We start from the raw sequence: 18,892 nt of genomic DNA, 5'->3' as shown, positions 1-18,892 counted from the left end.
CCTGCGATTGACCGGCGCCGAGCATGGGCTCGGCTCTACAGACGGCCTGATTCCTGTAGCGCCGAGCCCATGCTCGGCTGTCGGCCAGCGGCCGGCACTACCCTTGCAGCAAGCGACGCTGCAACCGCTCCACCGCACGCTGCAGCAGCGCCCGGTTGCGGGCCAGCTTCATCCACTGCGGCAGGCGCGAGAACATGGATCGATGATGGCCGCGGCCCTCGCGCAGCGTCGCGCCCGCGTATTCGTGCAGTGCCTGCAGATGTTCGGCGTTGTAGGCCCACAGCAGGCCCGCGCGGGTCGATTCGACCAGGCGCAGCGGCAGACCGAAATGCGGATCGGCAGGCTCGGCGTCACGCAGGGGACGCGTCAACACCGTGACCTCGGTGCTGCGACCGCACTGTGCGCATCGGGCGGGGAAGGATGCAGGCGCGGGGATGCCGGCGGGAATCGGCCGACACACATGCAGCCACTGATGCCCGCAGAATCCACAGGGCTGGCGGCCCAGAATGCGGACCGCACCCACCCAGTCGCCGCTGTCCAATGCAGCGCTGCAAGCTGTGCAGCGGAAACGCGCGGTCCATCGATAGGGTTCCCAGCGGGCGATCACCCAACCGGGGGCATCGCAGCGGTGGCAACGCACCGCGACGCGGTCCGCGAAGGCCTGCAGGCTGCGCCCGTCATCGAAATGCCGGCCCGGCGCGGGCGTGGCACGCCCATGCCGGCCAGGCCAACGCCGCACCGTCATCAGACGTAGATCCGCGTCGGCGCCTCGTCGACGATCGCGTGCGGCACGAACCGCGCACTGTCGCGGGTGATCGCGCTGTCGTCCTCGCGGATGCCGATGCCACAGGCGTGGTCACCCACCACCCAGCTGCCGATCAGCGGGTAGCCGCCTTCGAAGCGGGTCAGCGGATGGGCGCGCTGGATGATCGCCGGGCCGTCATAGGGACCGTCGCTGCGCTGGGTGCTGCCGTCGGCCAGGTGCATCTCGATGTTGGCACCTTCGCGCGAGAACAGCGGCTTGCGCACCCAGCCCGGGGCCAGCGTGCTGCCCTCATCGAAGTGCGCCTCCAGCAGGTTCGGATGGCCTACGTTGCGCTGCCACAGCAACGGCAGGATGCCCTTGTTGCTCAGCACTGCCTTCCACGCCGGTTCCAGCAACTGCACGCCCGAACCGGGCAGCGCGCGGCCGAACTCTTCGGCCATCAGGTCTTCCAGCGGGTACAGCTTGAACAGCGTGCCGATCACCGAATCATCCAGCGCGGTGAAGCGGCCGTCCTCGGACAGGCCGATGTCCTCGATCGCGATGGCCTGGCCATGCAGGCCGGCCTGCGACGCGCAGTCGCGCAGGTAATCGACAGTGCCACGGTCTTCTTCCGAGCTTCCCACCGCGCTGAAGTACAACGGCGGCGGCAGCTGCGTGGCCAGTTCGCCGAAGCGCTCGACCAGCGCCTCATGGATCGCATTGAACTGGTCGGCATGCTGCGGCAGGCGGCCGGCGTTGCGCTGGTCTTCCAGCCACTGCCACTGGAAGAAGCTGGCCTCGAACAGCGAGGTCGGCGTGTCGTAGTTCAGCTCGTACAGCTTGGCCGGGCCGGTGCCGTCGTAGGCCAGGTCCAGGCGGCCGTAAAGGTGCGGCTGGCGCTGGCGCCAGCTGTCGGCGATCCAGTCGCGGTAATGCGACGGAATCGCCAGCTGGTCCATCAACCGCTCGCTGCCGATGACATCACCGACCAGGTCCAGCGCCATCTGGTGCAGCTCGGCACTGGGGTCTTCGATGTCCTGTTCGATCTGGCGCAGGGTGAACGCGTAGTACGCGCTTTCATCCCAGTAGGGCTGGCCATCGATGGTATGGAAACGGAAACCCGCTTCCTCCGCGCGTGCCCGCCACTGGGCACGCTCGGCAATCCGGATGCGCTGCATGGGTCGATCAGCCGCCGTAGCTGCCGCTGGTGCTGCGGCGTGCGCTGGTGTTGCCGAAGCCACCACGGCTGGCAGTGACCGCACGGTTCGGTTCGCTGGTGACCGGTGCCAGACCGGCCTTGCCGGCGCCGATGCCGCTGGCGGTGTTCAGGCCACCGGTGCCGCCCGGTGCCGGGCGCGCCCAGCCAGCGTTCTTGTCCTGGTATGCCGGTGCCGACGCCGGCGCCTGCGGGGCGAGGCCGCCGCGGTTGCTCAGCATCTGCGACATGAAGAAGCCCATCATCATCGGGCCGATGAACGAGGTGCCGGCCGAGGTGTGCTGCTGCACGCACTGCTCCGGCTTGTAATCCTTCTCGCAGGCTTCCTTGCTGGCGTACTTCGGCGCCGCATCGGCGGCCTGCTTCTGCGCTTCGGCAAAGGCATTGCGGCACGACGACGGATCACCGGTGGCCTCGGTGCAGGCCTCGACCGAGGTGTACAGGCCTTCCTGCACCTTCACCTCCGGCTCCTTCTGGCAGGCGGTGAACAGCAGCGGCGCAGCGCTCATCAGCAGCAGCGCGGTGGTGCGGGAACGTTTCATGGCCTCATGCCCTGTATACGGATCAATGCCCAATGATGCCAAATCCTCACCAACAACCGGAATCGGCAAAGCGGGAAAGATGAACGGCCTTTCATTTTCGTCGGCATTGGGGTCAGAGCCCATCGCGCTGCGATGGGATCCGACCCCGGGCGGCACACCGCACTGGTAGGTGCCAACCTTGGTTGGCACACGCCCCGCGGCGCCGCGCTATGCCCGGCGCGCGCAGCCAAGTCTCCGGCGAGAAGCCCCCTTGTTGTTCAAGGGGGCGCGCCGCAGGCGCGGGGATAAGGGGAAATGCGCGGACCACCAAGCCGCTGCAAGCGGTGAAGGTGGTTGCAGCAGCAACCGAAAAAATTGGCCATGATCGGCTGACCCCCACGTCGTACGGCCCGCCCGTTCCGCCAGCCATGCCCGAATACCGTTCCCGCACCTCCACCGCCGGCCGCAACATGGCCGGCGCCCGCGCCCTGTGGCGTGCCACCGGCATGAAGGACGGCGACTTCCACAAGCCGATCATTGCCATCGCCAACTCCTTCACCCAGTTCGTGCCCGGCCACGTGCACCTGAAGGACCTCGGCCAGCTGGTCGCGCGCGAAATCGAACAGGTCGGTGGCGTCGCCAAGGAATTCAACACCATCGCCGTGGACGACGGCATCGCGATGGGCCACGACGGGATGCTGTATTCGCTGCCCAGCCGCGAGATCATCGCCGACGCCGTGGAGTACATGGTCAACGCGCACTGCGCCGACGCGCTGGTGTGCATCAGCAACTGCGACAAGATCACCCCCGGCATGCTGATGGCTGCGCTGCGCCTGGACATCCCGGTGGTGTTCGTCTCCGGCGGGCCGATGGAAGCGGGGAAGACAAAGCTGTCCGAGCACAAGCTGGACCTGGTCGACGCGATGGTGGTGGCCGCCGATGACAGCGCCTCCGACGAGAAGGTCGCGGCCTTTGAACGCAGCGCCTGCCCCACCTGCGGCTCCTGCTCGGGCATGTTCACCGCCAACTCGATGAACTGCCTGACCGAAGCGCTGGGCCTGTCGCTGCCCGGCAACGGCACTACGCTGGCCACCCATGCCGACCGCGAGGCGCTGTTCCGCCGCGCCGGCCGCCTGATCGTCGAGCTCTGCCATCGCTGGTACGGCGGCGAAGACCCGAGCGCGCTGCCGCGCGGGATCGCCACCCAGGCCGCGTTCGCCAACGCGATGACCCTGGACATCGCCATGGGCGGCTCCACCAACACCATCCTGCATCTGCTGGCCGCAGCGCAGGAAGCGGAGGTCGACTTCGACCTGACCCACATCGACGCGCTGTCGCGACGCGTCCCGCAGCTGTGCAAGGTGGCGCCGAACACACCGAAGTACCACATCGAGGACGTGCACCGCGCCGGCGGCGTGTTCGGCATCCTCGGTGAACTGGATCGCGCCGGCCTGCTCGATACCACAGTGCCGACCGTGCACAGCGCCAGCCTGGCCGAAGCGCTGGAACGCTGGGACGTGGCGCGCAGCGACAACGACACCCTGCATACCTTCTTCAAGGCCGGCCCGGCCGGCATCCCCACCCAGGAGGCCTTCAGCCAGGCCACGCGCTGGCCCGCGCTGGACCTGGACCGCGCCGAGGGCTGCATCCGCTCGCTGCAGCATGCGTATTCGCTGGAAGGTGGCCTGGCTGTGCTGCGCGGCAATCTGGCCGTCGATGGCTGCGTGGTGAAAACCGCCGGCGTGGACGAATCGATCCATGTGTTCGAAGGCCCCGCACGCGTCTACGAAAGCCAGGACGCCGCCGTCGCCGGCATCCTCGCCGACGAGGTGCAGCCGGGCGAGGTGGTGGTGATCCGCTACGAAGGGCCGAAGGGCGGCCCGGGCATGCAGGAGATGCTGTACCCGACCAGCTACCTGAAGTCGAAGGGACTGGGCAAGCAGTGCGCGCTGCTCACCGATGGCCGCTTCTCCGGTGGCACCTCGGGGTTGTCGATCGGCCACGTTTCGCCGGAAGCGGCCAGTGGCGGCGCGATCGGGCTTGTGGAAGACGGTGACCGCATCCGCATCGACATCCCGGCCCGCCGCATCGACCTGTTGCTGGATGAGGCCACGCTGGTCCAGCGCCGCAGCGAGGCCGATGCACGCGGCTGGAAACCGCGTGCGCCGCGCCCGCGCAAGGTCACCAGCGCGTTGAAGGCCTACGCTCTGCTCGCCACCAGCGCCGACAAGGGCGCCGTACGCAACACCGCCCTGCTCGGCGATTGATCCCTGCGCGGTAGTGCCGGCCGCTGGCCGGCATCTGCACGCCGCGTCCCACATCATTGAGGTTGCCGGCCAGCGGCCGGCACTACCCGTCGTGATCCGTTATGGTGGCCAGGAGGTCATCAACACGGAGGTTGAGAGGATGTTGCTTTTCTTTGCACTGGCCGCTGCCATGGGCACGTCAGCAGAACCACCCAAAGCACCCGACTGCAGCTACGACCGTGCAGCGATGCTGGCGATGGAACCGGATGCGTTCGATCAGGACCTGGAAGGTGGCTGGCGCACGCTGGCCGACCGTGGCTGCCACCGTGAAGCCGCTGATCTGCTCGCCGCCTATGCTGTGCTGCCCAAGGCTGCGGGCAACACCATGATTCTGTGGCATGAAAGCCAGATGCGTGCGGAGGCGGGCCAGTACCCGGAGGCGGTGGCGCTGATGCAGCGCACCTACAAGCCCACCGCCACCGACCCCGGTTACTGGAACGCCTACGTGGACGGCACGATCGCCTTCCTGCAGCGTGATCGTGCGGCGCTGGAGAAAGCGCGAGCAAGGTTGATTGCGATTCCTGCGCCGGAGCAGATTGCCAAGGCGCTGAAGGATGGGCGTTATCATTTCACGACCGCCGGCGGGCAGAAGGTGGATGTGCCGTGGCCGCCCAACCTGGACGTGCTCGATGGCTTCCTGCGCTGCTTTGATCGCGATTACCACAATGCGATGGGCAACCAGGCCTGCCGGAATCCGGAGGGCGATTGAGCGACAGAGGGCGTGGTCGGGTCAGAGCCCTTCCTTCGGAAGGGATCCGACCCCGTCTCAGCCGATCACGCGCTTGAACGGCGGCAGCGCGTCGATGATGCGCTTGCCGTAGCGGCGGGTCAGCAGCCGCGAATCGAGGATGATCACGCGGCCGGTGTCGGTGGAGGTGCGGATCAGGCGGCCGGCGAACTGGGTCAACGTGCGCAGCGCGTGCGGAATGGCGATCAGGTTGAACGCATTGAGCCCGCGGCCTTCGAACCATTCGCTGAGGGTGGCGGTCTGCGGATCGGTCGGCACCGCGAACGGCACCTGGGTGATCACCACCGTGGTGCAGGCTTCGCCGGGCAGGTCGAGGCCTTCGCCGAACGAGTTCAGGCCGAACAGTACCGAGCCTTCGCCGGCAGCGACGCGGCGCAGGTGCTCTTCGATCAGCCGGGTCTTGGACATCTCGCCCTGTACCAGCACCTGCTTGCGCCGCGCGGCCGGCATCAGCCCGGCCACCTTTTCCATCTTCCAGCGCGAGGTGAACAGCACCATCGAGCCCTTGGCCCAATCCAACTCGGTGTCGAGGTAGCGCGCCACTTCGCGGGGATGGCCTTCGCGGTCGTCGGGGGTGACCGGGAACCTGGGCACGATCAGCTCGGCCTGGTTGGGCAGGTCGAACGGCGACGACAGCGAGACCATCTCGGCCTCTTCCGGAATGCCGTTGTCGATCGCCAGCGACTGGAAATCGCCACCGCCGGTCAGCGTCGCCGAGGTCATCACCACCGAGTCCACCTCATCCCACAGCAGCTTGCGCAGCACGTGCGCGGCCGATACCGGCGAGCCGTGCAGCACCAGGTCGCCGTCGCGGGTGGCGGTGACCCAGCGCGCCATCGGCGGCGCGCCGTCCTTGTCCTCGCGGCGCCAGGCCTGCCACAGGTTGTACTGTTGCTCGATCATTTCCAGCGCCATGCCCAGGTTGCGCTGCAGGCGCTCGCGCGCGGCGTCGTCCGGCTTGCCCTTGGCCACCTGCGCGGTAGCGGCATGCGCCCAGTTGTAGAGGCTGCGGGTCTCGTCGGCCAGTGCCTCGATCGGCTCGCGCCAGGCCTCCGGCAAACGGCCGTTGGCCGCGCGCCACATCGGCTCCTCATCCGCTGGCGCCGGCATCCACACCCGCTCGATGTGATCGCGGAACGCGCGCAGCTGCTTGGCGACGTTGCTGGCGACCTCGATCGCTTCGTTCGGCAGCAGGTTGCCGAGGCGGTCCTTGTCAACCGCGCGGTAGGCACCGGCAATCAGGATCTGCAGGCGCCCGGTGCGCTTGGCCATTTCATCCAGCGCCAGGCTGGCCGCGCCCTGGTCGATCGCCACGTTGCCGATGTGATGGCCTTCGTCCAGCACCAGCAGCATGTCCGACGGCGGCGCGATCAACGGCTGGCCGTTGTCGCTGTCGCCGATCGACAGCGCCGACAGCAGCAGCGCGTGGTTGGTGACCACGATCTGCGCATCGCGCACGGTGTTGCGTGAACGCAGCACCGCGCACTGCGCCGAATACGCACAACGGCGCCCGGCGCAGCCCGAGGCCGGCGTGGTGATGCGGCTGCGCAGGCCGGGACTGATGGTCTCCGGCGCATTGTCGATATCGCCGTCCCAGCTGCCGCCGGTGAAGGCATCGGTCAGGCGCTTGGCGATGTCCATCTCGATCGGCGCCAGCGGCCGGTCGAACAGTGGTGCATCATCCTCGAACATGCCGCCCTGCGAGCCCTCGCCCTGTGCTTCGGCGGCGTTACGCGTGCACAGGTAGCGGGTACGGCCCTTGGCCAGCGCCACGGTTGCTTCCAGGCCGGTGGCCTTGAGGAAATTCGGGATATCGCGCTCGACCAGCTGCGACTGCAGCGCCACGGTGCCGGTGCTGATCACCAGCTTCTTCTTGCTGGCCAGCGCAATCGGTACGCCCGCAGTGAGGTAACCCAGGCTCTTGCCGACGCCGGTCGGCGCCTCGACCACGCCAACGCCGCCGCTCTTCGACAGCGCGCGTGACACCACGCCGATCATCTGGCTCTGCGAGCGGCGGGTGGAGAAGCCGGGAGTATTGGCCTGCAGCGTCGTGTACGCCTTGCGGATCGCGTCCTTCAAGGGGTCATCGAGCGTGCGCGGAGCGGCGACGGTTTCGGTCACGCCGGGAATTACCGTGGCTGGATCGGGCCGGTCATTGTCGCATGGCCGGCCATGTCCGCCGCCGCTGGCTACCTGAACGGGGCAGCGGCGACGCCCGGCGGCTGGATGAACACGCCGGACGCTGCTGGCGACGGCCCTGGGCCGTCACCGCGGTGTCACTGCACCGCGTTGCCGCGCAGCCGCAGCAGGCGCACCAGCGCCCACACCAGCAGCACCACGCCGATGGCCTCGACCATTGCCAGCGCGAAATGCAGCACGCCGAGGATGGCGCTCAGGCTCGACACGGCACTGAAATCACCACTGCGGACCATCCACATCGGCAGGATGCCCGCCGCCATCCCACCGAGGCTGGTCAACAGCAACAGCAGCAGGCCGACCAGGGCGCCGGTGCGGGTCGCATCGCGCGGCGCACCGACCACCCAGACCAGGCCGACGCACAGCGCGATCAGCACCGGCAGGCGCACACCGACCATGCTCAGCACGGTCACCATCAAGGTCGTGCCGTCCATCGATCAGTCCTCGCCGGCCAACACAGCCGGGCCCTGGCGCAGCGCCTGGTAGACCTCGTCGGTCTGCGGGCGTACGCCGTGCCACTGCAGGAAGCTCTCGGCGGCCTGTTCGACCAGCATGCCCAGGCCATCCACGGTGTTGCGGCAGTTCGCCGCGCGTGCCCATGCCAGGAAGGCGATCGCCGCCTCGCCGTAGTTCAGGTCGACGGCGGTGGTCATCGAGTTGACCAGCGACAGCGGCAGCTTGAACTCGACATCGCGGTCGCGGCCCGCCGAGGTGGCGTTGACGATCAGTTCAAAGTCGCCCAGGTCGCGCAGGTCCTCCCAGTAGCGGCTGATCGCGCGGCCCGGTTCGCCCATGGCATCGATCAGCTCGTCGGCACGTTCCGGCGTGCGGTTGACCACCACCAGTTCGGTGATGCCGGCATCGAGCAGCGCCGGGGCGACGCTGCGCGCCGAGCCACCGGCACCGATCATCAGCACGCGACGGCCGCGCAGGTCCAGGCCGTGGCGGTCGGTCAGGTCGCGCACCAGGCCGATGCCATCGGTGGTGTCGCCGTGCCAACGGTCGCCCTTGCGCAGCAGCGTGTTGACCGATCCGGCGCGGCGCGCCCTTGCGGTCAGCGTGGTGCACACCGAGAACGCGGTTTCCTTGTGCGGCAGGGTGACGTTCGCACCGACACCGCCCTCGGCAGCGAAGGCCTCCAGGCCGGCCAGGAACGCCTCCGGGGCCAGGTCGATCGCGCGATAGTCGATGGCGATGCCTTCCTGGCGACCGAACGACGCATGGATCTGCGGCGACTTCGAATGGGCGACGGGGTGTCCGAAGACGGCGTAACGGTCGGTCATGGAATCCTCAAGCTGGCTAGACTGATGCTCTGTTCGTGCATGGAACCGGATGATGCGCATCACCCCGCCCCTGCTGGTGCTTGCCGCCAGTCTACTCTCTGCCCCCGTGGCGATGGCGTTGAACGAGTACGGCATCGAAGGCATGGGCGTGGTCTCGACCCGCGCAGACGAGGGTCGCGCCACGATCAGCGCCGATGGCCAGCGCATCGTTTTCGCCCGCCGCGACGAAGCCGGCTGGGGCCTCTGGGAGGCACGCGTGGTCGACGGTCGTTGGCAGCAGGCACAGGCACTGCCGGTCGGCGTGGCCGGTGAAGCCCGTGATCCCTACTTCAGCCGTGATGGCCGCTGGCTGCTGTTCGCGGCCGGCCGCGAGGGCGCGCTGGCGCTGTACCGCGCTGCGCTGGCCACCGATGGCCGGCTGGGCCCAGCGCAGCCGCTGGGCGGTGACGGCGGGCGCCGGGAAGAGCGCGGACCGGCCCTGAGCGCGGATGGCAAGCAGCTGTTGTTTGCCCGCCAGCAGGGCCATGGCGCCGGCTGGGACCTGTTCGTAGCGACGCTGGATGCGCAGGGCCTGCGTGGCCCGGCCACCGCACTGAGCGCGCTGAACAGCGCCGACGACGAGACCGACGGCGACTGGCTGGGCCATGACGGCGCCGTGGTGTTCAGCCGCGGCCACGGCAGTACCGCGCAGGTCTGGAGCAGCGGCTGTGCGTGGAGCGGTGTGGCGCTGCAGCCGCTGGGACTATCGTTCAACCAGGCCGGCGGCTGGACCGGCACGCCGGTGATCGACAACGCCAGGCCCGGCGAGATGATGGTGGCCAGCAGCGCGGCAAAGGCGCCGCGCGCCGGTGGCGTGGACGTGTACCGGTTGGCGGTGCCGAAGGTGGCGGCGGTGGCCGGGTGCGTGCGGTAGATCCACGCCGCGCGTGGATGGCGCCCGCGAAGGGGTCAGAGCCCTTTCCTGCGGAAAGGGATCCGACCCCGGGCATTGCCCGTCAGCGCGACAGCACCTTGGCGCGCAACTGCTCGTACTCCATCTCGCTCAGCTGGCCGTTGTCCTTGCGCTGGTTCAACGCAGCCAGCTCGGCCTGCACGCTGTCCGGAAGGGCCTGCTCACGGGCCACGTGGCGGGCGGCGGAGAGCTGCTCCGGTGGGCGCTTGCCCGCGCGCCATGCGGCGATGAAGACACCGACGATGATGGCACCGAACACCAGGACACCGGTACCCCAGATCAGCCATTGCATCCATCCCAGTTCGGGTCCCATCGCGCAGTCCTCCGTCTATCGTGGCGCTATTGTCAGCGCTCGCGCAGCCATCGCGCCACCTGCGGCGCGAAATAGGTCAGCACGCCATCGGCACCGGCCCGCTTGAAGCCCAGCAGCGACTCCAGCACGCAGGCGCGCTCGTCCAGCCAGCCGTTGGCGAAGGCGGCCTTCATCATCGCGTACTCGCCACTGACCTGGTAGGCGAAGGTCGGCACGCCGAACGTCTCCTTCACCCGGCGCACCAGGTCCAGGTACGGCATGCCCGGCTTGACCATCACCATGTCGGCGCCCTCTTCCAGGTCCAGCGCGATCTCGCGCAGGGCCTCGTCGCCGTTGGCCGGGTCCATCTGGTAGGTCTTCTTGTCGGCCTTGCCGAGGCTGGCCGCGCTGCCCACCGCATCACGGAACGGGCCGTAGAACGCCGAGGCGTACTTGGCCGAGTAGGCCATGATGCGCACGTTGATGTGGTTGTCGGCATCCAGCGCACGGCGGATCGCGCCGATGCGGCCGTCCATCATGTCCGACGGCGAGACGATGTCCACACCGGCCTCGGCGTGCGACACCGACTGCTTGACCAGCGCTTCGACCGTGATGTCGTTCAGCACATAGCCCTTGTCGTCGATGATGCCGTCCTGGCCGTGGGTGGTGTACGGGTCCAGCGCCACGTCGGTCATCACGCCCAGTTCCGGGAAGCGCGACTTCAGCGCGCGGATCGCACGCTGCGCCAGGCCGTCCTCGGCCCACGCCGCCGACGCGTCCAGCGACTTCAGCGACGGGTCGATCACCGGGAACAGGTCGATCACCGGAATGCCAAGTTCCAGCGCTTCTTCGGCCACCTTCAGCAGCTCTTCGATCGACAGCCGCTCCACGCCCGGCATCGACGGCACTGCGGTGCGGCCCGCCAGTTCGTGCACGAACACCGGGTAGATCAGGTCGTCGGTGGTCAGCGTGTTCTCGCGCATCAGGCGGCGCGAAAACTCGTCGTGGCGCATGCGGCGCGGGCGGTAAAGCGGATGGGACATGGCAGGCTCCGAGGAGTGGCTATTGCAACAGGTAACCCTGCGGCAGCAGGGGTTCGGGCAAGGGGCGTTCGCCGAGCGCGTCGAGCTGGTCGATCTCGATCGTGCGCACCAGCGCGTCCAGCGGCAGGTCGTTCGGCTCCAGGCCGAACGGGTCTTCCATTTCTTCGCCCAGCTGGTCCAGGCCGAAGAAGGCATAGGCCAGCACCGCCGACAGCACCGGCGTGCCCCAGCCCAGCGAACTGGCCAGGCCGAACGGCAGCAGCACGCAGAACATCCATGCGCAGCGATGCAGCAGCAGGGTGTAGGCGAACGGCAGCGGCGTGGTGAGGATGCGCTCGCAGCCGGCCTGGATCGACGACATCGCGTGCAGGCGCTCCTCCAGCTGGGTGTAGAGAATCGGATCGAGCTCGCCGGCGCGCAGCGCCTGGGCCAGCTCGGCAGCGATCATCGACAGCAATGCATCCGGCACGTTCTCGCGCTGGCCCAGCTGCTCGCGTTGCGGCTTGTCCAGCCATGGCAAGGCGGCCAGGGCCACGATGCGTCCACGCAGGCGCGCGGCCAGCGCATGGGCGAACGCGGTGGTGAGGTACGCGATGCGGCGACGGCGGCCGCTGTCATCGGCCAGCAGCAGGTGCACCTGGCGGGCCAGCGAACGTGATTCGTAGACCAGCTGGCCCCACAGCTTGCGGCCTTCCCACCAGCGGTCATAGCAGGCGCTGTTGCGGAAGCTGAGGAAGATCGACAGGACCAGGCCGAGCAGGGTGAACGGCGTGACCGACACGCGTTCGATGCCGGTCGGCGGGGCCAGTTCCACCACGGCCGCCACGGCAATGGACAGGATCAGGATGGCCAGCACCTTCGGCGCGATCGCTTTGACGATCGAGCCGCGCAGGATGTACAGCAGTTGCCAGCCGTGGGGACGGGGTCGGATGATCATCGGGCAGCCGCGCCAGGCGCGGAATCACAGGCACGCGGGGGGCTCGCGCAGCCGCTCATTGTACGCCCCTGCCCGGCCAGCAGCCGTGTACCTGCGACGCCCGGTCGCACCGGGTGCCGGGATTCAGATCACGCCGCCGCCCAGGCCCAGGCGCAGGATGCCGACCACCACCACGATGCCGTTCAGCACCAGCCCGGCCCAGGCCCGACCGCGCTTGGTCGGGTGGGTAAACAGGATGCCCAGCGCGGCGATCACCGCGCCGACGGCGGCGAACGGGATCAGGAACCAGTTGCCCCAGCCAAGCAGCGGAATCAGCGCCAGGATCATCCACAACAGCGCCAGTACGCCCCACAACAGACTGATCACGCCCATTCCGCTCTCCCGCAGTTGGTTCCTGTCTGTCCACCATAGTCGTTCACGCGGTCGCCGCCTACTGCCGTTGGCGGGGCTGTCACCCGACGCGTGCTAGCGTGCTGCCGTGGGTGCCCGGGCCCGGGTGTTGGCGCCGATTCAGAGTGGCCCACCGAAGATCGCAACCAGTCCTACAGGGGTCGTGCCATGAACATCCGTTGGGCCGCGCTGGCGGCCATCCTGCTGGTCGCCGCCGGTTGTGCCAGCACCTCCAAGGTCATGCTGGGGCGCGCCCGCGCGCCGATCGATCCGGCACTGGTGCAGATCTATTCCACGCCACCGGCCGGCTCGCAGGAAATCGCGCAGCTGGAATCGGCATCTGCCGTGGGCTTCGGCACGCAGGGCCAGACCGATGCCGCGGTGGCACGCCTGAAGCGTGAAGCGGCGGCACTGGGCGCCAATGGCGTGGTGCTGATGGGCGTGGGCAGCAGCGGCTCACCGGTGGGCATGTCGGTGGGCGCCGGCACCTTCGGCTCGCATGTGGGGGGTGGCGTCGGCATCGGTATTCCGACCACGCAGAAGCGCGCCGCCGGCGTGGCGATCTGGGTACCCAATCCGGAACCGCCGGCACGGTTGCCGACCCAGGTGATCACGCCGCAACCGCAGCGGTGACGCAGTAGATCCACGCCATGCGTGGATGGACATTGACGCACGGGGTCAGAGCCCTTTCCTGCGGAAAGGGATCCGACCCCGGCGCGGGCATCACTTGTACTTCGGCACGAACACTTTGTTCACCGCGTCGGCCAGCTGGTCCGGCGGCAGCAGGCCCTGGTCGAGCAGGAAGTTGTTGAACGCCAGGCGGTCGAACTTCGCGCCCAGTGCCAGCTCGGTCTGCATGCGCAGTTCGAGGATGCGGGTGTAGCCATAGAAGTAGCTGCCCGCCTGGCCCGGCATGCGCACCATGTAACGGTCCAGTTCCTGGGTGGCCATCGCCTTGGACAGGCCGACCTGCTCCATCAGCACACGTTCGCCGTTGGCGCGGTCGGTCAGGCCGAGATTGAGCATCGGGTCAAGCATTGCGCGTGCGGCCCGCAGCAGGCGGAACTGCAGGGCGATCATCTGCCCGTCCAGCGGCTCGTACGGCACCATCTCGGCCTCGGCATACAGCGCCCAGCCTTCAACGTTCACCGAATTGAACGCGAACATGGTGCGCGCCAGCGAGACACCACGCTCGACCATCGCGGTGAACTGCAGCTCGTGGCCGGGGCGGCCTTCATGCGCGCTCAGCGTCCACGCCGCCGCACCGAAGTTGAAATCGTCGTATTGTGCGCCCGGGCCCGCCGCCGGGTTGCCCAGCGGCAGCACGAAGGTGCCCTGCTGCCCGGTGTTGTTGACCAGCGGCGCCGGCAGGAAATGCGGGGCCGGGCTGGCCGCGCTCTCGGCGGCCGAACCCAGGCGCATCTGCATGGCGCGCTTGGGCACGTCGACGATGGCATGCTCGCGGATCAGCGGATCGATCGCATCGATCACCTTGCGGTAGTGGCCTTCCAGCTGGTCGTCGGCGATCTTGTCGGCCTTCAGCGCGCGGATCACCGCCACCGGGTCGCTCGGGTCGGCCACCTTCAGGCCCTTGTCCTTCACCACAAGCGGCGCCAGCTGCTGCATCGCCGAGCGGGTTTCCATGAACTCCAGCTGCGCGCGCTGCATCAGCAGCTTCGGGTCGATATCGATGCCGACCTGCTTGAGCTGGTAGGCGTACAGCGGCGCCGGCAGGCGCGCGTCGGTGCGTGCCTTCGGCAGCACGTCCTTGCGGGTCCAGGCGGCGTAGTCCTTCATCTGCCCGGCCAGGGCCTTCATCGCCTCATCGGCGCCGGCGATCTGGTACTTCTTCAGCAGCGACTCGATGCCGGTGATGTACGTCTCGACATTGTCCAGCGATTGCTGCACTTCGATCTTCGTCGGCTGCAGCAGGCTGCCGTCCTTCAAGCGCTCTTCGTAACGCTGGCGGGCCAGCGTGGTAAACGCGGTGCCACCCGGCTGCAGCCCGGCGTAGGCCTTGAGGCGGTCGATCGCCTTGGCCCGGCGCTCGGCCGGCACCTGGTCGGACAGCAGCAGGTTGAGGCCGCTGAAGATGGTCTGCGGCGCGTCACTCCATGGCAGCAGGTACTTCTCGTTGAGCTCGCTGCCTTCGATGTTCTGGTTGGCGGCGTGGATCATGATCTCCAGGTCCTGGCGGACGTTGGGATCCTGCTCGGTGGCCAGCTTGGCTTTCAGTTCATCGCGGGCCTTGGCCATCGCGGCGCGGTAGCGCTTGCCATTGTCCGCACCGAGGTCGGCCACCTTGTCGTCATAGCCGGGCACGCCGAAGAAGCCGGTTTCTTCCGGCTGGAACGGGCCCTGCGCATCAAGCAGGATCTGCGCCAGTGCGTTGCTGCGGGCCACCCAGGCCGGGCTGGCCGGAGTAGCGGCCTTGGCGGCGGGTGCCGCCAGCGCCGGCGGTGCGGACATCAGCGGGGCGGCAGTCAGGGCCAGGGCAACGGCCAACGCGATCGGCTTCATGGTGCACTCCAGGACAGGGTTGCCCGCACCCTACGCGCTCAGCGCTGTGGCGACAATCGGCCGGAGGTCACAACGCCCCGGCCAGCGGGCATTCGCCGCGTTCGCGGCAGGCCTGCAGCTCGCATTCCTGCGCGGCCTCGTCATCATCCAGCGCGGTCAGGTCGAACGTCTGCTTGTTCTCGCCCAGCACATACATCACCGGATAGTCCCAGACGTCGTCGCTGCGGGTGCCCTTCACGAACAGCCGGCCGTGCGCGCGCGGGCCTTCCAGGGCCACGGTCAGGCCGACGTCGCGCTGGCCGTTGATCGCGGTCTGCATGCTGCCCAGCGGCATCGACTCGGCACGCAGCGGCTCGCCGAAGGCTTCCACCAGTTCGATGCTGCATCCAGCGCGGCGCATCGCCTCGCGCATCGGCGGGCTCTCGCGTGCGGCCTCGCTCCAGCGCAGCACGCTCCAGGCCACCACGCCACCGGCACCGGCCAACACCAGCAGCACGGCCAGCGGCATCGCCCAGCGCCAGTGACGGGACCACCAGCCGGCAGGCTTCGGGCCATGGGTGGGAATCGGCGGCGGCAGTGTCATCGGCGGGCTCCTTCCCGTTTGTGCATCAGGGCTTCAGGCAGCGTCCCAGGAAGGCTTCGGCCACACGGTAGCGATGCAGGGCATCGGCGCCGGACAGGCCATGCTTGGCACCCGGATAGGTCATCAGCTCGAACGGCTGGCCGCGCTTCTGCAGCGCGCTCATCAGGCTGGTCGAGTTGGTGAACAGCACGTTGTCATCGGCCATGCCGTGGATCAGCAGCAACGGCGAACGCAGGCCTTCGATATGGGTCAGCACGCGCGCTTCGCGGTACCCCGCTTCGTTGCGCGCCGGCAGGTCCATGTAGCGTTCGGTGTAGTGGCTGTCATACAGGCCCCAATCGGTGACCGGTGCGCCGGCCACGCCACAGGCGTACTGGTTCGATGCCTTGGCCAGCAGCATCAGAGTCATGTAACCGCCGTTGGACCAGCCCTGCACGCCGATGCGCGCCGGGTCCACCCACGGCTGCTGCTTCAGCCAGGCCACGCCGCGCAGCTGGTCGGTCACTTCCACCGTGCCCTGCTTCCCGTACAGCGCACCACCGAAGTCGCGGCCACGGCGCGGAGTACCGCGGTTGTCCAGCGAGAACACCACGTAGCCCTGTTGGGCCAGGTACTGGTTGAACAGATGGTCGCCGCGGCCGGGCCAGCTGTCGGTGACGGTCTGGCTGGCCGGGCCGCCGTAGACGTACACCGCCACCGGGTAGCGCTTGGACGGATCGAAGCCGGCCGGCTTGATCAGGCTGTAGTTCAACGGGGTCTTGCCGTCGGCAGCCATCAACGTGCCGAACTCGACCGGGCGCTGCGCATCGCGGTAGCGCGCATACGGGTGCTTGGGATCGGTCAGGTCGTTCTCGACCAGCGTGGCGATCTTCTCGCCGTTGGCGCGGAACAGTTCGATCTGCGGCGGCGTGGTGCTGTTGGACCAGCTGTCCACGTAGACGCTGGCATTGCGGGCGAAGCTGGCGCTGTGCATGCCCGGCGCCTTCGACAGGCGCTGCGGCTCACCGCCCTGCAGCGACACCGCATAGATCTGGCTTTCGCGCGAGGTCTCGATGCCAGCACGGAAGTAGGCCTTGCCGGCCTTCTCATCGACCGCCAGCAGTTCGTCCACCGGCCAGTTGCCATGGGTCAGCGCAGTGGCCTTGCCCTTGTCATCGATGCGGTACAGGTGCTGGAAGCCGGTGCGCTCGGACGACCACAGCACGCTGCCATCTTCAAGGAAGCGCAGGCTGTTGTGCAGCGGCACCCAGGTCGGGCTGGTCTCGTGGGCGAGCACGCGCTGGCGGTTGGAGTCGAGCGCCACTTCGACCAGGTCCAGCTGCTTCTGGTCACGCGACTGGCGCTGGAAACTCAGGTGCTGCGCATCGCGCCAATCGACGCGGGCCAGGTAGATGTCCTGTTCCTTGCCCAGGTCGATCCAGCGCGGCTGCGCATCGGCGGCCGGTGCGATCACGCCCAGCTGCACGCGCACGTTGGCGTCGCCGGCGGCCGGGTAACGCTGTTCGATCACGTCGGTGCGGTCGGCATAGACCTCGTAGCGCTTCTGCACCGGCACCGGCGCCTCGTCGATGCGGGCGAAGGCGATGGCCGAATCATCCGGCGCCCACCAGTAACCGGTGTGGCGATCCATTTCCTCATCGGCGACGAACTCGGCCACGCCGTTGCCGATGGTGGTGCTGCCGTCGCGGGTCAGCTGCAGCTGCTTGCCACTGGCCAGGTCGATCACCCACAGGTTGCGGCCGCGGATGAAGCTGACGAAGCCGCCCTGGGGCGACAGCTTGGCGTCGGTGGCGAAGCCTTCACCGTGGGTCAGCTGGCGCACGGCCGCCTGGCCATGCTGCTTGAGGTCGTACAGGTAGAGTTCGCCGCCCAACGGGAACAGCAGGCGCTGCGCGTCCGGCGACCACTGGTAATCGACGATGCCGGTCATCGCGGCGATGCGCTGGCGCTCGCGTCGGGCCTTTTCCTCATCGCTGAGGGTCTCGGTGCCGGGCAGCACGACCTTGGAATCAACCAGCAGGCGGGTCTGGCCGCTGCCGATGTCGTAGGTCCACAGGTCCAGCTGGTTGCGGTCGCTGTCCTTGCCGCGCAGGAAGCTGACCTGCGAACCGTCCGGCGCCACCTTGGGCTTCATCAGGGTCGGGCCGGACAACGGCAGGGGGCCGGTGATGGCTTCCAGGGTCAGCTTTTCGGCGTGGGCGGCGGTACTGGTGGCGAGCATGAGGGCAAGCGAAGCGAACAGGTGGCGCATGGAGGATCCCGGCAAACGGCAGGTCCGCCTCCACGCGGGGCGCGGGACGGTCGTGCCCCCATCCTAACCAAGCCCGTGCGGGAAGGCAGCATGACCTTCTGCCCATAAGCAGTGCGGACGAGTGCCGACCAACGGTCGGCACCCACCTTCAGATGCCGGGGTCAGCGCTGGCCGAACAGATGCTTGCGCTCTTCGTCGCTGAGCGGCTTGCCGGCGTTCGGGTTCACCTGCTGGCGCAGCGCATAGGCGCGCTGGGTGGCCGGGCGCGCGGCGATGGTCTCGTGCCAGCGCTTGAGGTTCGGGAACGCGGCGAAGTCCACCGGCAGCTTGTCGTAGGCGCCGATCCACGGGTAGCTGGCCATGTCGGCGATGGTGTACGCGTCGCCGGCCAGGAAGGCGTGCTGGGCCAGGCGCTTGTCCATCACCCCGTGCAGGCGGCGCACCTCGTTGTCATAGCGCTCGATCGCATACGGGATCTTTTCCGGGGCATACACATTGAAATGCCCCATCTGGCCACTCATCGGACCCAGGCCCGCCATCTGCCAGAACAGCCACTCCAGGGTGGTGATGCGGCCGCGCGGGTCGCTGGGCAGGAAGCGGCCGGTCTTCTCGGCCAGGTACAGCAGGATCGCGCCGGACTCGAACACGCTCTGCGGGGCGCCGCCATCGACCGGGGCGTGGTCGACGATGGCCGGCATCTTGTTGTTGGGCGAAATGGCCAGGAACTCTGGCTTGAACTGGTCACCCGAGCCGATGTTGACCGGGTGGATGCGGTACTCCAGGCCGGCTTCCTCCAGCAGCAGGGTCACTTTATGGCCGTTCGGGGTGGGCCAGTAATACAGGTCGATCATGGCGTCGGCTCGGGGTGCGGAAAGGAACCTGAAGTCTAGTGCGTGAGTTGGGTTGGCA

General features: G+C 68.1%; 18 protein-coding genes. 4 read left to right on the top strand and 14 right to left on the bottom strand.

The window, feature by feature from the left end; genetic code table 11:
- Window positions 1-97: 97 nt before the first annotated feature.
- Genes ACM0PB_RS03345 through ACM0PB_RS03335 form a run of 3 tightly spaced genes read right to left on the bottom strand, consistent with a single transcriptional unit; the run spans window position 98 to window position 2,503 of the window.
- Window positions 98-745 carry a hypothetical protein gene (locus ACM0PB_RS03345; RefSeq protein WP_005420170.1) on the bottom strand — a complete coding sequence of 216 codons (648 nt, stop codon included), beginning with the start codon at window positions 743-745 and terminating at the stop codon, window positions 98-100.
- Window positions 745-1,923: a glutathionylspermidine synthase family protein gene (locus ACM0PB_RS03340; RefSeq protein ID WP_065185879.1), complete on the bottom strand. Its 1,179-nt coding sequence runs from the start codon at window positions 1,921-1,923 to the stop codon at window positions 745-747. The genes ACM0PB_RS03345 and ACM0PB_RS03340 overlap by 1 nt, the downstream gene beginning before the upstream one ends.
- A gap of 7 nt (window positions 1,924-1,930) precedes the next feature.
- Window positions 1,931-2,503, bottom strand: a complete 573-nt coding sequence (locus tag ACM0PB_RS03335; RefSeq protein WP_005420172.1) for a DUF1190 domain-containing protein — start codon at window positions 2,501-2,503, stop codon at window positions 1,931-1,933.
- Between the two features lie 407 nt (window positions 2,504-2,910).
- Between ACM0PB_RS03335 and ilvD the strand changes: the two genes are divergently transcribed.
- Both ilvD and ACM0PB_RS03325 read left to right on the top strand, forming a co-directional pair.
- Window positions 2,911-4,749, top strand: a complete 1,839-nt coding sequence (gene ilvD / locus ACM0PB_RS03330; RefSeq protein WP_065185880.1) for a dihydroxy-acid dehydratase — start codon at window positions 2,911-2,913, stop codon at window positions 4,747-4,749.
- Window positions 4,750-4,888: 139 nt separating this feature from the next.
- Window positions 4,889-5,497: a hypothetical protein gene (locus ACM0PB_RS03325; RefSeq protein WP_058979311.1), complete on the top strand. Its 609-nt coding sequence runs from the start codon at window positions 4,889-4,891 to the stop codon at window positions 5,495-5,497.
- Between the two features lie 57 nt (window positions 5,498-5,554).
- Here ACM0PB_RS03325 and dinG read toward each other — a convergent pair whose 3' ends face one another.
- The 3 genes from dinG to aroE form a co-directional block, all read right to left on the bottom strand.
- On the bottom strand, window positions 5,555-7,657 hold the full coding sequence (dinG, locus tag ACM0PB_RS03320) for an ATP-dependent DNA helicase DinG (protein ID WP_005420175.1): 2,103 nt from the start codon (window positions 7,655-7,657) through the stop codon (window positions 5,555-5,557).
- Window positions 7,658-7,812: 155 nt separating this feature from the next.
- Window positions 7,813-8,166, bottom strand: a complete 354-nt coding sequence (locus ACM0PB_RS03315) for a hypothetical protein (RefSeq protein ID WP_005420176.1) — start codon at window positions 8,164-8,166, stop codon at window positions 7,813-7,815.
- A gap of 3 nt (window positions 8,167-8,169) precedes the next feature.
- On the bottom strand, window positions 8,170-9,015 hold the full coding sequence (aroE, locus tag ACM0PB_RS03310) for a shikimate dehydrogenase (protein ID WP_005420177.1): 846 nt from the start codon (window positions 9,013-9,015) through the stop codon (window positions 8,170-8,172).
- 49 nt (window positions 9,016-9,064) lie between these two features.
- Between aroE and ACM0PB_RS03305 the strand changes: the two genes are divergently transcribed.
- Window positions 9,065-9,928, top strand: coding sequence for a TolB family protein (locus ACM0PB_RS03305; protein ID WP_065185881.1), 864 nt, complete (start codon window positions 9,065-9,067; stop codon window positions 9,926-9,928).
- Between the two features lie 82 nt (window positions 9,929-10,010).
- Here the strand turns inward: ACM0PB_RS03305 and ACM0PB_RS03300 are convergent, their stop codons facing one another.
- The 4 genes from ACM0PB_RS03300 to ACM0PB_RS03285 all read right to left on the bottom strand — a co-directional run bounded on the left by ACM0PB_RS03300 (window position 10,011) and on the right by ACM0PB_RS03285 (window position 12,611).
- On the bottom strand, window positions 10,011-10,280 hold the full coding sequence (locus ACM0PB_RS03300; protein WP_005420179.1) for a hypothetical protein: 270 nt from the start codon (window positions 10,278-10,280) through the stop codon (window positions 10,011-10,013).
- 32 nt (window positions 10,281-10,312) lie between these two features.
- Complete coding sequence (gene hemB, locus ACM0PB_RS03295; protein ID WP_006400669.1) at window positions 10,313-11,302, bottom strand: porphobilinogen synthase; 990 nt, start codon at window positions 11,300-11,302, stop codon at window positions 10,313-10,315.
- A 19-nt stretch (window positions 11,303-11,321) separates the two neighbouring features.
- Complete coding sequence (locus ACM0PB_RS03290; RefSeq protein ID WP_065177874.1) at window positions 11,322-12,239, bottom strand: bestrophin family protein; 918 nt, start codon at window positions 12,237-12,239, stop codon at window positions 11,322-11,324.
- A 123-nt stretch (window positions 12,240-12,362) separates the two neighbouring features.
- Window positions 12,363-12,611 (bottom strand): hypothetical protein, encoded by a 249-nt coding sequence (locus ACM0PB_RS03285; protein ID WP_005420185.1) that lies wholly within the window; start codon window positions 12,609-12,611, stop codon window positions 12,363-12,365.
- A 186-nt stretch (window positions 12,612-12,797) separates the two neighbouring features.
- On the opposite strand from ACM0PB_RS03285, the gene ACM0PB_RS03280 reads away from it, so the two are divergent.
- On the top strand, window positions 12,798-13,262 hold the full coding sequence (locus ACM0PB_RS03280) for a hypothetical protein (RefSeq protein WP_049439393.1): 465 nt from the start codon (window positions 12,798-12,800) through the stop codon (window positions 13,260-13,262).
- A 90-nt stretch (window positions 13,263-13,352) separates the two neighbouring features.
- Here the strand turns inward: ACM0PB_RS03280 and ACM0PB_RS03275 are convergent, their stop codons facing one another.
- The 4 genes from ACM0PB_RS03275 to ACM0PB_RS03260 all read right to left on the bottom strand — a co-directional run bounded on the left by ACM0PB_RS03275 (window position 13,353) and on the right by ACM0PB_RS03260 (window position 18,834).
- On the bottom strand, window positions 13,353-15,149 hold the full coding sequence (locus ACM0PB_RS03275) for a DUF885 domain-containing protein (RefSeq protein WP_065185882.1): 1,797 nt from the start codon (window positions 15,147-15,149) through the stop codon (window positions 13,353-13,355).
- A gap of 67 nt (window positions 15,150-15,216) precedes the next feature.
- Complete coding sequence (locus ACM0PB_RS03270; protein ID WP_065185883.1) at window positions 15,217-15,732, bottom strand: cytochrome c oxidase assembly factor Coa1 family protein; 516 nt, start codon at window positions 15,730-15,732, stop codon at window positions 15,217-15,219.
- Between the two features lie 25 nt (window positions 15,733-15,757).
- On the bottom strand, window positions 15,758-17,983 hold the full coding sequence (locus ACM0PB_RS03265; RefSeq protein ID WP_065177872.1) for a S9 family peptidase: 2,226 nt from the start codon (window positions 17,981-17,983) through the stop codon (window positions 15,758-15,760).
- 161 nt (window positions 17,984-18,144) lie between these two features.
- Window positions 18,145-18,834 carry a glutathione binding-like protein gene (locus tag ACM0PB_RS03260; protein ID WP_053496792.1) on the bottom strand — a complete coding sequence of 230 codons (690 nt, stop codon included), beginning with the start codon at window positions 18,832-18,834 and terminating at the stop codon, window positions 18,145-18,147.
- Window positions 18,835-18,892: the final 58 nt, after the last annotated feature.

The organism is Stenotrophomonas sp. AR029, assembly GCF_047520695.2.
GTDB classification, from domain to species: domain Bacteria; phylum Pseudomonadota; class Gammaproteobacteria; order Xanthomonadales; family Xanthomonadaceae; genus Stenotrophomonas; species Stenotrophomonas sepilia.
This window is presented reverse-complemented; position numbering and strand designations above follow the sequence as displayed.